This window comes from Lacrimispora brassicae, from assembly GCF_054772055.1.
The window spans coordinates 79,689-93,827 of record NZ_BRYH01000041.1; the positions used below are offsets into that span (position 1 = coordinate 79,689).

The window sequence follows — 14,139 nt, forward strand, 5'->3', positions numbered from 1 at the left end:
AAAACTATTTTCCCGAGGCAACCATATGGCCTTTCTTCCAACTGCATAGTTGTCCTCTTTTAATAATAAAGAAGGGTTTTTCATATCCATGCCACCGGCATAATACTAAAAGCCCTTCTTAAAAAGCTGGTTCTGTACTGGTCATTTATAAGGTTTTTCATGGAACGCCAAATTTCCTGCAATGCCTGGAATAATGTCTGATTACATTATAGCACAAAAAAACCAATAAACAATCCCCTCCCCAACTTCAGACAGCCATCCAGGAAAGGCCCAAAGAACCGCTGCCGGTCCTTGGAACCTTTCTGGGTACCTCTTTCTATTCTGCCGCCATTTGAGCCATATCCATGATCTCCTCATAAAGGGCTGTAGCCGCATCTTCCTGGTATCCATACATCAGAAGCACATCAAGGACATAAGGGGAAAAGGATATCCCCAGCATTTCCCTGGCAAATTCCATGCCTGCAATCTCCCCTAAGCACACCAGCCCGGACTTATTGGAAAAGGGGCGCTTCCAAAGCTCTACTTTTTCCGTCCTTGTATAAATGGAATCCGCCTTGCGGTACTCTACCCCGTGAAAGATTTCATGGGCAAGGAGAAGGCTTTTGACATCCAAATTCTCCAGAAGTTTGCCAAGGGAATGGTCTTCAATCAGCCGTTGGGCCCTTTCCACTCCATCCATGAAGATGGTCACTTCATCCGGCTCCACATACTGGGCAAAGATCACATGGCCGCCTCCTGAGGGCGTATCCGGGGTAAATACCTTAAGTCCCATGTTTCGGGCTATTAAGTCCGGGTCTCCCGTTTTATGTTCCTCTTTTAAAAGAGCGGCCTCTTTCCTTCCGCACCGCCCGGCTTCCAGGATGTAATGGAGTTTTTGCTCCCGGTCAAATTTCCCCTCCAAAGGCTCTCTGGACCATGCGTACAAGCCAAACTCCATCTCAGACAGCTTTACCAGCTTTTCCAGCATGGGGCGGAGAGGGAGGATTTTTCCCGGTTCCTCCAGCCCAAAATCAGGTACCTGCTGTTTTCCAAGGAATCCCTGAACCAGCCTTTTTGCATCTTCCCTGTTCATGAACATCACCCTCCTTTCCCATTCCTGTCTTATGATCTGTCTCCATTGTTTCCTATAATTGATTTTTTGCGCCGACAATGATGATGTCATCCCCTGTATCGATCATCTGCATCTCCACCTCCATCAGCATAAGGATCTGCTCCAGCTCCCCGGTTCCGTTAAAGTCCATGACACGGGCGCCTGCGCAGAGATAGTAATCAGGCCGCAGGATGGCATCAGCTTTAAATAAGGCCAGTTCCTCCCACATCTTAGACACAATGCTCCGGTAGGAGGCCACTTTGGCAAGGACAACATTTCCATCGGTTCTCTGAACCTTGATAAAGCCTTTTTTATCCAAAATGCGAAGAGGCTGTTTTCCTTTTGACTCCATGTTGTATACGTAGAAATTCGGTGTCTGGCCCACAAGAGTGATGTCGGCCGGCTTGGCCCGCATATCCTCTGCTGCCAGGGCTCTTGCCTCTTCTTCCCTGCACTCCTTTAACAAATCGGTGGTCTTGACCTCTGTAGAACCTAACGCAATGGCCGTCAGCTTGGAGGTTTGTGGATCAATCTCAATATGCACTTCTACCGTGTCAGGAGACGCGCCGCTTTCCACCGCCTTATCAATGGCCTCTCTCTTAATGCTTTTAATATCTTCCGGCGTTGGATTGGGAACCACACGCTCTACCACGTCCCGCACCATGGCAAGGGCTACGCCAATGGATGAGATCACCTCTGCATTCTCAGGCACACTGTATTTGATGTTCATCTTTTCCGCACAGAATCCGATGAGGGAGGTGGCTCCTCCGCCTACGCCCACCAGGGATATCTGATCATGCTCCAAACGGTATTTTTCAGCCAGTTCCGTGATAATGGGCTGAATCTTCTCATAAGCCCTTGTCAGGATCTGCTTTGCCACCTCTTCCACCGTCACTCCCAGATAATCCGCAACCGGCTTCATGGCTTTTCTGGCCGCATTGACATTTCCGTAGGAGAAATCCTTTGGAGTCACCAGACCCAGAACATTGGCCGCACAGCTATTTGTGAGAGTGATCCTCTTTCCGCTTGCAAGGCGGATGGCTACGTAATCATCAGGATCCCCTTCCTTTGGGGAGAAAAATTCCAGCTTGGGATCAACAATTTCTGCTTCATCGGTATATACCGCATAATCCATTCCTGCAATATGGGCGGAACGAGGACCCACATCATGAACGCCGTTTTTATTTGCCCGGATCATGCTTCCTCCGGCCACACCCAGGACCCGTACGTCCAGAGAACTGATATAAGTCCTGTGCCCTCCTACAATGGAATAATCAATGGCCGGACGCCCGTTTTTGATGACTCCCATGTTGGTGGTTGTTCCCCCCACCTCAAAATAGACCCCATTGGAAGCCCTTAAGTACATGAGGGAGCCCATGACACTGGCTGCCGGACCGGACAGCATGGTTAAGACCGGGCGTTTCTTCATCTCATTGATTTCCATGACGCCGCCGTCTCCACGCATGATCATAAGCGGTACCTCTACGCCTGCTCCCCGGACGCTTTTTTCCGTGGAGTTTGCGGTATTTAACATTTTAGGTAAAATACTTGCGTTGATGGCTGCTGTCCTGGTCCTTCTGGTAAGACCATACAGCTTGGTGATGTCGGAAGCCAGGGTGGTTTCCATTCCCATCTCATCATGGGCGATTTCAAAGACAAACTGCTCTCCCCCAATGTCATCCACACCGTATGTGTCGGAAGCCACCAGTACCTGGACCCCTTCTGCCTTTAACTCCTCCACCGCCTGTTTTACCGTATTTTCATCCACAGCCATGTCCGTGATATAGCGGTTCTTGATGGCAATGCTTCTTCCTGAGCCTAAGTCAATGTCCTTTAACCTGGTCTGGCATTTAGATAAAAAGCCTTCCATACCCTTTGGCCCCATTCCGATCACTCCTACCGTTGCAACATCCCCTTCGATCAGGGCATTGGTAGCCTGGGTCGTACTGTGGGCCACAAAGATTACATCCTCAGGAGCAATGTCATTTTCCCTTAAACAATTCTGAAATGCTGCTACAACCCCTGCCGCTACGCCGCTGCCGTCATCATGAGTTGTCTTAACGGAGGATTTTCCTATAATTTCATGCGTTGCATTGTCTATGGCAACTGCTTTTGTATGGGTACCTCCTACATCGATCCCCATTCTTACCAATCTTTTTCCCATGTGTTTTCTCCCTCCGTTAACCGAACATAATAAATGTAATGATCTGCAGGATAATGCAGATGATCCAGCCGCAGACAATGCTTATCTTTAAGAAATCCTTTGTGGAAACCTTGGCATAGCTGATCCCCCACACGATCCAGGACTGTGTGATACAGCAGGAAACGTTCATGACTGTTGTGGAAGCGATCATAAGGGGAGCCAGGAATGTTGTGGAAAAGCCGATTCCTTTTAAGATCCCCAGAGTCGCAGCCCCGCAGCCATACAGGGTAAACGGTCCACGAAACAGCCCAAGAGGCGCAAGCACGCAGAAAATAATGGTGATGAACAATGTGCTGCTTGGAATGATATTTCCCAACAGTGCATTAAAGTATGGAATGCACAACTCCGCAGCCTTGTTAAACATGGGCACCATCAGCAAAAAGCCTACCAAAGGAGCCGTATCCACAACACCGTCAAAGAAATCCTTATTAAAGGTACGGCATGCAGTCTTAAAATCCTTAAGCTTTCCGCATACGAACAAGGCGTAAAAACCGCCGATCAAAAAGCCCATGATAATGGGAACCTTAAATGCGATCAGTAAAAAAACAGGGATAAACGGCGTCAGCAGGGATCTGCCCGGGGCAAAATCAATGTTCTGCCTCATAGGCCTTCTGGCTGCCCATGGATGGACGGTTTTCTTCTTTCTCATGAAGAACAGAACCAGGCAGATGGTGAAAACAAGCTGGACCGTCAGGGCAATCCCGCCCCACCGCACATACTGGTCATAGGGGTAAACCGTCTTTCCCTCTGCATCCAGGAAAAATGCCGTATACTGTCCGAACAATACTGGATTTAAGAACATCCCCGCCCCAATGCTCAGCATAAAGGAAACCACGGAAAGCACCTTGGGAATGCCAAGGGACATGAGGATGGGAAGGACGATAACACCGATGGCAACCACAGCACCGGCTCCAAACAGGGAGGAGAAGATGGCAGTGGTCACGATGCATAACAGGATGCAGGTTACCGCCGGCTTATCGCCTCCAAGCTCTGTTGTTTTCCGGATCAGGGTGGAGGCAATTCCCGTTTCCAAAAGGACACGCCCGAACCATGCGCCAAATACTACGTTGACAAGAACATTGCCCCAGCCTTCAGGGCCGCTTTGAAATACCTTGGCAAACGCCTGGATCCAGGTGATCTGGATTCTGTCCGCATTGGCCGCTATGAACTCCGGATTTGTTGCAAATGTATTGCCAAGCATCGGAAGTATTGTCCAGAGAATTGCCATGACCAGCATTCCCATCATTAAGTTCCCGCCCCTTGCGGCATAAAATGCCAGGCCAAAGAATGAAACCAAAATCAGAATTCCTATGATATATTCCATTGATTTACCTCTCCCTCTTTACACTTTTTTCTCATACTGTGAACGGTTCCTTACCTCTCCAGGGAATTTAAGGTTTCCCACACTTCCTCAATCACCGGGATCCCGTTTTTTAAATTGTCTTCTCTTGTCCTTAATTCCAGCTCACCCGGATAAAACACTTCCCCGCCTTCTGCAGCCGGTTCAGAGGACTTAATGTCCCTTAAGATCTCCTCCACGATGGAATCTGTCTCTTCCACGGTATTGAATTTTCCCGGATCAATGGCGATCATCACCTGGGACAGACCCACTTCAGCCCCAAAGGTGCCGATCTTTTTCACAGAGTTTCCATTGGTCAGTACCGTTGCAATTAAGTCAAGAGCAATGGATATCCCGCTTCCCTTCCAGTAGCCCATGGGAAGGACTCTCCAGGTTTTCTCAATCTCAGCCGGATCCGTGGTAATGTTTCCGCTCGTATCATAGCCGCCGGGAACCGGAAGTTTCTGTCCCTTTAATCTCGCTTCTTCAATCTTTCCATAGGAAAACTGGGATACGGCACAGTCAATAACCGCATGCTTTCCATTGCTTCTGGGAATTGCCATGATGATGGGGTTATTTCCGATCTTTCTGTCCTTTCCGCCCCATGCAGGCATGTTGGGCATGGTATTGGACCAGCAGATTCCAATACAGCCTGCGTCAGCCGCCTGCCAGCCATAACTTCCGCCACGCATCCAATGGTTATTATTGCCCAGGGCCACAACGCCGACTCCATGCTCCTTTGCCAGTTCGCATGCCCGGTCCATGGCAAGCTTAGCGTTTAAGGGGCCAAATCCCCGATGCCCATTCCAGCGTTCTATGGTCCCCATAGAAGATTCACAGGCAGCAATGGCTGTTACATCGATCTCCCCCTTGTCTAAGTAACTGACCACTTTTGGAAAACGGTTTACGCCGTGGGAGTAAACACCATCCAGACTGTTATTGGCGAATACAGTGGCTGCTCCCTCTGCATGTTCTGCAGAAAATCCCCTGCTCTCTAAAATCCTTTGAAACTTTTTTAATAAATCCTCATATTGCACTCTCATAATCTTCATTCTCCTTTTCCTTCCCGCAGGCTGGATTACTTATTTTCCTCTTTCTCATTTTGAGAAAGCGCTTTCTTGTGTTTTATTATAGCATTCTTAGTTTATATGTCAATATAAACCTGATTAATCTTTTAAAATTAGTATGTTTTATACATTATTTCGCATTTATTTTTGTGTAATAGTTATATAATTTTCAACATTCAAAAAAGCGTTTTCCTGTTTTGTCAAAAAAAAACGGCACTTATTTCCAAATATTCTCAGAAATAAGCTGCCGCATATGAGAAAGCGTTTTTATTGTTCCCGTTTGTCCTGTCTAACATTCCACCTCTGTCATGTGGTTTTCCGCACAATCAGCTCCGGCTGGATCGCCAGGCTGGAAGCTGAGATCTTTCCTTCCAAAACCTCCTGTAAAAGCTGGGCACATAACCCGCCCAGCAATTCCGGTTTATTATCAACGGTCGTAAGCTCCGGCTCACAGATCAGGGAATCCGGGGAATTGTTGTATCCGGTGATCACCACCTGATCCGGAATGGAATAGCCCCGTTTTCTTAACCCCTTCATCATGCCAATGGCAGTAATGTCTTCCCCGCATACCACACCGGTAAAGCCGATACTTAAGGAGCATAGCGCCTCCGCCGCTTTCATTCCGCCTTCCAGACCGTATTTGCTGGGTATTACCCTCTTTTCCGCCTCCGGGATGTCATGAAGCTTCATGGCCTCCAAAAATCCTTGACGCTTCGCCCACCCGCTGTCAGTTTCCATGTCATAGATGTAAACCAGCTCCCGGTGTCCTCTTTCATACAGATAGTCCACTGCAGTCCTGATTCCCTTTGTGTCATCCACCAGGACGGAGTAAAAATTAGGCAGATTCACCTTGCCGTTGGCTACTACCACCGGAATGTCCTTTATTTGGGAGGTAATGTCTGGATAGTTGATCAGTTCATTGAAAACGGAGCCAATGAGCACCAGCCCGTCAACCTGCTTTTCCGACAGAATTTCCATGTATCTTTCACATTCTTCTATGGCGCCCCCGGTATTGCACACCGTCACGTTATACCCTCTGTTGCTGAATTCCTGCTCGATCACGTAAATCATGCGGGCATAGTGGGTCACTCTCACATCCACGGTCAGGATGGCAATGCTCTTCATTGTCTTTGAAACCAGCCCTCTTGCAATGGCGCTGGGCTTATAGTCATATTTCTTAAGTACCTCTTCCACCCGCTTGCGCATCTGTGGATTCACATTTCCCTTATTGTTCAAAACACGGGAAACCGTAGAGATGGAGGTTTTCGCTTCTGCCGCAATATCATAAATATTCATCAATCATCACCCCTGAAAGCCCTTTCTTAACCATATTTTATCTGATTTCTCCGGGTTTGTCACGAATTTTTATTATTTTCACAGGAATCTTCCTTAATGTGACGTCCTCGATTCCGTGACCGGCTATACCGAATGACAAAAAGAACTAAGCCCAGAGGTCATTTCCGCGCCCCGGACTTAGCCCGCAATTTATTATTTAATTAACAGCAAACAATCAGCCTGTAAGACCGTATCATTGATGATTACTACACGGAAAGTAAAACCCAAAACTCATTAACTGAAAAACAGTTCCTTTACTTCCTCTACAGGCATTTCCAGCCCTGTATAAAGCTTAAAGGCCTCAGCTCCCTGCCAAACAAGCATTCCCTGTCCGTCAATGCATGTGCAGCCGGCAGCTTTTGCCTCTCTTAACATCTTTGTTTCCTTTGGATTGTAAACCGCATCAACCACGACTAAGCCCGGGCGGAACATGGCAACATCCTTTACAACGCTTTCATTGTCCATTGGCTTCATGCCCACAATGGTTGCATTGGCGAAAATATCACTGGAAGCGATCTCTTCCCTCATCGTTTCCATATCCCCGATATCATATACATTTACAATGCAATCCGGCTTTTCCTGCCTGATCTTTTCTGCAGTTTGAAGAGTTCTCTCAAAGAACCCATCCTTTATGTTAAAGATGGAAATTTCCCTGGCTCCCTCCAGTGCGCACTGCACCTGAATGGCAGCAGCAGCTCCGCCTCCGCCGCAGACGATGATTTTCTTACCTGCGATTTCCACACCGTGATCCCGCAGATTATCCACAAAGCCCTGGCCATCGGTAATATGCCCGATCAGCCTTCCATCCTCATTTACTATAGTATTGACCGCACCGATGATACGGGCGGCGGGTGACAGCTCATCCATGTATTTCACAGCTTCATTTTTACATGGCATGGTCACGTTGCAGCCCCTCATGCGGAATGTTTTTATGGCTTCCATTGCTTTTGAGACTTCTTCCACCTTAATGTCAAAAGCAAGATATGCGTAATCCAGCCCCAGCTTCTCAAAACAGTAATTATACATGGCCGGCGAACCTGAGTGTCCTACCGGTGAGCCGATGAGACCTAACAAACCTGTTTTTCCTGAAATTCTTTTTTCCATCTTTTTTCTCCTTTCCACCCTATTACCCATCTTTTCAGGGCATAAAGGTATGCCTGTAAGGCACTTTCGTCAGATATTCCTGCATTACCGCTAAGATACACTTCTTTCGCCGGCTTGTCAACATTTTCTCATGACAGACCGAAAGACGGTATCCCTTTTCTCCTGTCAATGGCCTTTCATCAGAAGATGGCTTTTATTAAAAACCATATAACAGGCACCAATAAAGATGGAAGCATGTTTAAAGCCTTGCAGTCCTTGATTTTTAATATGGAAAGGCCGGAACTTAAGATCAAAAAACCGCCCACAAGAGAAATCTCGGTTAATAGCTGGGGAGTTAGAAAAGCGGAAAGGCTGCCGGAAAAAAGATAGATACTTCCCTGCCATAAAAATAATACCACTGCAGATAAGGCGATCCCGATTCCATAGGTGGAGGCCAGGACCATGGACGTAACAAAGTCCAGAGTTGCATTTGTAAACAGATAGGTATTGTTTCCATAAAGAGCGCTTTCCATGGGGCCCAGAATGGAAAGCGTGCCGATGCAAAACAACAGGATAGCCGTTGAAAGCCCCTGGCCCAAATCCCCTTTTGAAAAACGGGCCACAACCCGGTCAAACTTTTCCACCAGATTCAGCCGGGCGCCCACAAGGCTTCCTGCTGCAAGGCTGATGATAAACAGAACAGGAAAGCTGCTCTTTGGCATATTCTGTACCACTGCATTGATGCCCAGGCCACAGGCGGAAAGTCCCATGGCATTATACAATGCATCCTGGTATTTGTCTTCAATTCCTTTTTTCACACAAGTTCCTATCATACTGCCGGTCAGAATCGCAGCGGTATTTACAATGGTCCCTATCACGGTTGTCCTTCCTCCCTGAAACGAAAAGCCTTCCATAAATTTCATGCTTTTCCTATGAGAACCAGTATACCAGATTCCTTCCATTTTGCAAGACATTGCAGAAAACCTGTTTCTGTTCCTTTACCGGCTTATGCCACCTCTCTTACATAAAGAATGCCAGGCAGATGCCCGATTTCTTCGATGATCTTTATGTGGTTTACCTTATGACGGAAATTGACCTCAAAGGTCAGCGTACCAAATTCCCCGTTTATGGTCTTCAGCTTACCGAACTCCAAGTCAAAAACTTCATAACAGGAGCGGTCCGCATACAGGGACAGATTCTGCATGGAAAATTCCTCGTTATATTCCAGATATATTTCCATGGTTTTCGCATGAGTCTTTATGTAAAGATCGATTTTCTTTAAATACATCAGAGAAAAAATAATAAAAACACTTCCCAAGACGGCTCCGGCATAAAAACCGATTCCAACAGCCAGCCCCACCGCTGCAGTAGCCCAGATGCCGGCCGCAGTGGTCAGGCCCCTGATCTCGTTTTTAGCTGTGGTGATAATGGTTCCGGCTCCTAAAAATCCGATCCCGCTTACCACCTGGGAGGCCATTCGTGTAGGATCCACATTGGTATAGATTGTTGCAATATATTGATTGGTAATCATAATCAGGGCTGAGCCGCATCCCACCAGAAGATAGGTCATAAAGCCTGCCGGACGGTTCCTCAGCCCTCGTTCCATTCCTATTGCCCCGCATAATATAATGGACAAGAAAAGCCGGAATGCAATGGAGGCTGTGTTTACCTGTGATAACATATGATGAATCAATCACCTCTCCTGTTTTTATGTAATAAGATACATGAGTTCCTGAATCAATTTTCTATTGTCTGGCTGGCAATTTCCTTCACAAATTACATTGTGTCTGTATTCCCCGCACCTGGTACACCGGTGGATGAGCTGAAATCCCTTTTTCGTATGGTACCGGATCCCAATTGGTTCCATAAGTCCCCTGCAGGTATTTTTTCTGTCTCCCGGGATTTCACCATCTACGTGAAGGGAAAACAGGCAAAAGGGGCAGTGGTTTCTGTAGCTGCCGTTTGGTATGGGCAGTACCTCTCTTTTACAGTACTGACAGATAAATGCCGAGTTCAGCTTTCTCTTACGCATGAAAAATCACCTCCGTTTCCTAAAAAACGGAGGCGGTTTTCTTATGAGCCTAGCACAACGAGCCGCATATTAAATCCTATGCAGCCTCCGTTTTTCTATATTCTCATTTCTCTTAATCCTCTCATATTCCATACGCATCACTCCTTATCTTTCCCATCTTTCTACTGGCTCACAGGCTTTATCCTGTTAATAAGGCAGAAATACTGGTAAAATTCCTCTGCTTCTTTCCGTCGCCCCTCATCAAGGATGGTCTTCTGCATATCCTGCAGAATCTTTTCCATGATTGTATTGGAAAAATATTTCAGTTCTACATTTCCCCATTTGGAAATCTCCATTCCCTCAGAGAAATAATCCCAGTAGAGCAGCATTTCCTTGTCTTCCAGGCGGATCCTGTATTTTTCATGACTTTGGATCATGCCATCCCTGCAGGCCGAGCTTTCAAAATTGTCCTGGAGCATAAAGGCCCCTATGATGCGGCGCCTCTTTTCTGCTACCCCCTTGGGGCATTCCGTAAGGAGACAGGCTGAATTCAGTTTAAGCCTGACCGGAAGTTTGGGTTTTCCTTTGGAACCGCCACTCTGATAAGAACCTGCGTAGACTGCCCAGGAGGAGAAAACACGTTCCCTGTCATTTTCCACAAATCCAAAAACCGCCTGGGAATCAGGACGGATCTTCAAATTTTGTATTTCCTCCATACGTTCCTGCTCGCTGATCTCCTCCGCCCGCTTGCATTCTTCCTCCAGCATGATGGTTTTCAGCATATCATCCATTTCTGTCTGCACGTTCTTATCCTTTAGGGTCAAGTACTTCTTAAAAGAATTGGGATATAAAAACTTTTTTTCTCCCTGATGGAACAGTATGGTAATATACTTTTCCTCCAGTTCCTTGACTTTGCCCTCACCGAATTTCATGTGGTTGACTTCCATTCCTTCCAAATGCATATTAATTCTCCTTTCAAAAAAAAGAAGGGCTTTTCATATCCATGCCACCGGCATAATACTAAAAGCCCTTCTTATAAAGACGGTTCTTTACTGGTCACTTATATGGTTTTTTCTCGGAACGCCAATTCCCTGCAACGCCTGGATTTAACGTCTGCATTTAATGCCTAATTATATTATAACACAAAAAAAATAATAAGCAAGACCCCTCTTTCCCATCTTTACACAGATATCCGGGGAATTTCTTAAAAAATGCCGGCTTTTATCATCGGTCTGACCGGTATTTGACTGCCAGGCCCTTTAAGAAATTTCTGGCATACCGGTCCTGACACTCCTTATAGTTTCGCTGCCCCTCTCTTCGCAAAACCGCACTTAATTCACCGTTGGACAAATTGATTCCAGCAGATTCAAAAATAGCAAGCATGTCATCGCCGGTAAGGGACAGGGCGATTTTGATTTTTTTAAGCAGGACATTATTAACTGATCTGTGATTCTTCACCATGAACAGAGGTTTTTCCGGCTCTCCCGGCTTTGGTTCCTGTTTTCCTCTTTTAAAAATAATGTAGCCGTTTAAAAAGGACTCCAGCATAAAGTCATCACATATGTCCCTGTTTTTATTTTCAATAACTTTTTGCTCCCCGGAAACGTTTAAAGTGATTTGGGGCTTTGACAGAAGCCTCTGGACCCCTTCTTTTGTAACCGTGACTCCCCCCAGCTTAAATATTTCAACCATGTCAGAGTCCTTCATATCCATGGCATACCTCAATCTAATTAATATATCGTTGTTATCCACACTGTTCCTCCTTAAGGAATAAACTTTTACATAAAAACTGCAATAAAAAAATTATACTCATTTGTGAAGGAAATAGCAATGTTTCTCATGGGATGTTTTAAAAAATATGGTATACTGTAAACACAAACTGCTTTTTAAGGGGGTGATATTCATGGAAAAGGAAAAAGTGATTAAAAGCATTAAAATTGCCGCTGCCGCAGTACTGGCAATTACCATTGCAGCCGAACTTGGTTTAAAATATTCCGCTACGGCCGGCATCATCACGGTACTGAGCATCCAGAACACCAAAAGGGAAACCATGAAAAGCGCCAGAAACCGGACTCTGGCTTTTATATGCGCCTTAATACTTGCCGCAGTCTCCTTCCGCCTTTTAGGCTTCACTCTCATTGCTTTTGCAGGATACCTTCTATTATTTGCCCTGCTTTGCCTGTATGCGGACTGGGGAGAAGCCATAGCCATGGATTCCGTATTGATCACTCATTTTCTGACGGAACAGTCCATGTCTTTGTCTCTCATAGGAAATGAGATCGCCTTGTTCCTAATAGGCACTACCGTAGGAGTCCTGGTCAACATGCATCTTCGAAAAAAAGAAAAAGTATTTCAAAAGCTGGCTGATGACGTAGATTCTCAGATAAAGGGGATCTTAAACCGCATGTCTCACTGGCTCATGGAGGAGGATAAAAGCGGATATGGCCCGGATTGTCTCATACAGCTTAAGGAAAGCCTGGATCAGGCAAGAATGTGCGCCCTTAATAATTACAACAACGCCCTTTGGAAAAAGGATTCCTATGAATTGGATTATGTCCAGATGCGCCAGCAGCAAAGCATGGTGCTCCAGGAAATTTACGAAAACATCAAAAGCATCACCTGCCTGCCCAGGCAGGCAAAGCAGGTGGCACTGCTTCTGGAAGGAATCCAGCAGGGGTATCACAGAAATAACACTGCAGAAGGACTTTTAAAGGATTTAGACCTTTTGTTCCAGGATTTAAAAAGCCATGAACTTCCCTCTGTCCGGGAAGAATTTGAAGCCAGGGCCATCCTGTTTTATATCTTAAAGCAGATAAAAAAACTGCTGGTGATAAAAAGAGAATTTATTCTGACACATCATAAATAAAACCAGGAGGCCAGCGGAAATCTTTTCTTCCGTCAGCCTCCTGATTATCTTATTTCACCGCCTGTATCACACCAGGCACCTCCCATGCACCGTCACTTCCAACTGCATATCCATCGGGAGTCAGCGTGTTCACGGCCATGGCGCCGTTCCATGCCAGATAATACCACTTTTCTTTACAGAGAATCCATTTGCCTGCTGCCATGCTTCCGTCTTCATTTAAGTAATACCAGATTCCCTTATCCTGGATCCAGCCGGTCTTCATATAACCCAGTTGATCAAAATAATACCACAGTCCGTTAATTCTTGCCCAGGACGCCTGAATATATCCGCCGGCCTTTTTCTCATACCACCAGCCGGTATGATCTTTCTTCCATTCTCCCTGAACCGTAAATCCCGGTCCTCTGCCGGCATCTCCATCCTCCCTGTCGTCTCTGCCTGGTACAGGTGGATTCACCTCATCCTTTGTGTTGGCCGCCACGAACATGGAAAGCTCCCATATGTCAAAGCTCATTCTGTTCCCGCTTACAACCGGATGGATCACATGGATTTCTCCGTCATGGCAATGGTAAATAACAAGATTTTCTTTTCCAAGGCCCTCTGGGATATCCATGGTGATCCTGATGGGAAGTCTGGGCTGCATTTCTCCATCTGCACCGGAGAGGACAATGTCCATTGCTGCATATTTCTTTGCCTTATCCACAATCTCATCAGGCACCTCTTCCTCTGCCCTGCGTATCCGCAGCCGTATGGTCTGAGCTCCTTCCGACTCTAAATCAGCATTGAGCCCCAGGCCGTAGGCACGGACATTTTTAAAGAAGCTATCCGCCTGTAAGGAAGTCGTAATGTGATCAAATTGTTTCAGAAGTTTCTCTTCCAGAACCTTCAGCAGTTTTAACGTCTTATCACTTAATTTTCCCCTTTCTTCTATGTTTTCCATTGTTTCCGCTGCACTGTTCAATGCCTCGGTGAAGGCCGTTTTTTTCTCTGCCTCTGTTAAGTAGTCTCCATAGAGGAGCTTATCCTCCAGCTTTCTCTCCAACGCCTCTAAATTCCCCTCCGTGACTGCGGTTTCACATCCCCATAAAATCTATGCTTTGCTTTCTCTGTCTCCATAAAGTGTATTAATTTTCAGGTTATTTCAGACA

13 protein-coding genes are annotated in these 14,139 nt (G+C 46.3%); 1 reads left to right on the top strand and 12 read right to left on the bottom strand.

All coding sequences use genetic code 11. From position 1 onward, the window contains the following. Nucleotides 1–316: 316 nt before the first annotated feature. The 11 genes from ACYVD3_RS18710 to ACYVD3_RS18760 form a co-directional block, all read right to left on the bottom strand. Nucleotides 317–1,072, bottom strand: coding sequence for a hypothetical protein (locus ACYVD3_RS18710; protein WP_460644002.1), 756 nt, complete (start codon nucleotides 1,070–1,072; stop codon nucleotides 317–319). 52 nt (nucleotides 1,073–1,124) lie between these two features. Next, nucleotides 1,125–3,254 (bottom strand): hydantoinase/oxoprolinase family protein, encoded by a 2,130-nt coding sequence (locus ACYVD3_RS18715; RefSeq protein WP_460644003.1) that lies wholly within the window; start codon nucleotides 3,252–3,254, stop codon nucleotides 1,125–1,127. A 16-nt stretch (nucleotides 3,255–3,270) separates the two neighbouring features. Further along, nucleotides 3,271–4,617 carry a citrate transporter gene (locus tag ACYVD3_RS18720; protein ID WP_460644004.1) on the bottom strand — a complete coding sequence of 449 codons (1,347 nt, stop codon included), beginning with the start codon at nucleotides 4,615–4,617 and terminating at the stop codon, nucleotides 3,271–3,273. A 50-nt stretch (nucleotides 4,618–4,667) separates the two neighbouring features. Next, the gene (yiaK, locus tag ACYVD3_RS18725) at nucleotides 4,668–5,675 is read right to left on the bottom strand and encodes a 3-dehydro-L-gulonate 2-dehydrogenase (protein ID WP_460644005.1); all 1,008 of its coding nucleotides are present in this window, start codon (nucleotides 5,673–5,675) and stop codon (nucleotides 4,668–4,670) included. A gap of 330 nt (nucleotides 5,676–6,005) precedes the next feature. Continuing rightward, a complete protein-coding gene (locus ACYVD3_RS18730) occupies nucleotides 6,006–6,995 on the bottom strand; it encodes a LacI family DNA-binding transcriptional regulator (RefSeq protein ID WP_460644006.1) in 990 nt (329 codons plus the stop codon). A 273-nt stretch (nucleotides 6,996–7,268) separates the two neighbouring features. Continuing rightward, nucleotides 7,269–8,138 carry a shikimate dehydrogenase gene (gene aroE, locus ACYVD3_RS18735; RefSeq protein ID WP_460644007.1) on the bottom strand — a complete coding sequence of 290 codons (870 nt, stop codon included), beginning with the start codon at nucleotides 8,136–8,138 and terminating at the stop codon, nucleotides 7,269–7,271. Between the two features lie 179 nt (nucleotides 8,139–8,317). After that, the gene (locus tag ACYVD3_RS18740) at nucleotides 8,318–9,040 is read right to left on the bottom strand and encodes a DUF554 domain-containing protein (protein ID WP_460644008.1); all 723 of its coding nucleotides are present in this window, start codon (nucleotides 9,038–9,040) and stop codon (nucleotides 8,318–8,320) included. An 83-nt stretch (nucleotides 9,041–9,123) separates the two neighbouring features. Next, nucleotides 9,124–9,810 (bottom strand): MgtC/SapB family protein, encoded by a 687-nt coding sequence (locus ACYVD3_RS18745; RefSeq protein WP_460644009.1) that lies wholly within the window; start codon nucleotides 9,808–9,810, stop codon nucleotides 9,124–9,126. Between the two features lie 15 nt (nucleotides 9,811–9,825). Next, a complete protein-coding gene (locus ACYVD3_RS18750; RefSeq protein ID WP_460644010.1) occupies nucleotides 9,826–10,149 on the bottom strand; it encodes an RNHCP domain-containing protein in 324 nt (107 codons plus the stop codon). A gap of 161 nt (nucleotides 10,150–10,310) precedes the next feature. Beyond that, on the bottom strand, nucleotides 10,311–11,090 hold the full coding sequence (locus ACYVD3_RS18755) for a hypothetical protein (RefSeq protein WP_460644011.1): 780 nt from the start codon (nucleotides 11,088–11,090) through the stop codon (nucleotides 10,311–10,313). A gap of 262 nt (nucleotides 11,091–11,352) precedes the next feature. Next, entirely contained in the window at nucleotides 11,353–11,880 is a 528-nt protein-coding gene (locus tag ACYVD3_RS18760) for a YehS family protein (RefSeq protein ID WP_460644012.1), read from the bottom strand. Nucleotides 11,881–12,031: 151 nt separating this feature from the next. On the opposite strand from ACYVD3_RS18760, the gene ACYVD3_RS18765 reads away from it, so the two are divergent. After that, on the top strand, nucleotides 12,032–12,994 hold the full coding sequence (locus ACYVD3_RS18765; protein WP_460644013.1) for an aromatic acid exporter family protein: 963 nt from the start codon (nucleotides 12,032–12,034) through the stop codon (nucleotides 12,992–12,994). 49 nt (nucleotides 12,995–13,043) lie between these two features. Here the strand turns inward: ACYVD3_RS18765 and ACYVD3_RS18770 are convergent, their stop codons facing one another. Next, nucleotides 13,044–14,033 (bottom strand): hypothetical protein, encoded by a 990-nt coding sequence (locus ACYVD3_RS18770; protein WP_460644014.1) that lies wholly within the window; start codon nucleotides 14,031–14,033, stop codon nucleotides 13,044–13,046. Between the last annotated feature and the right edge of the window lie 106 nt (nucleotides 14,034–14,139).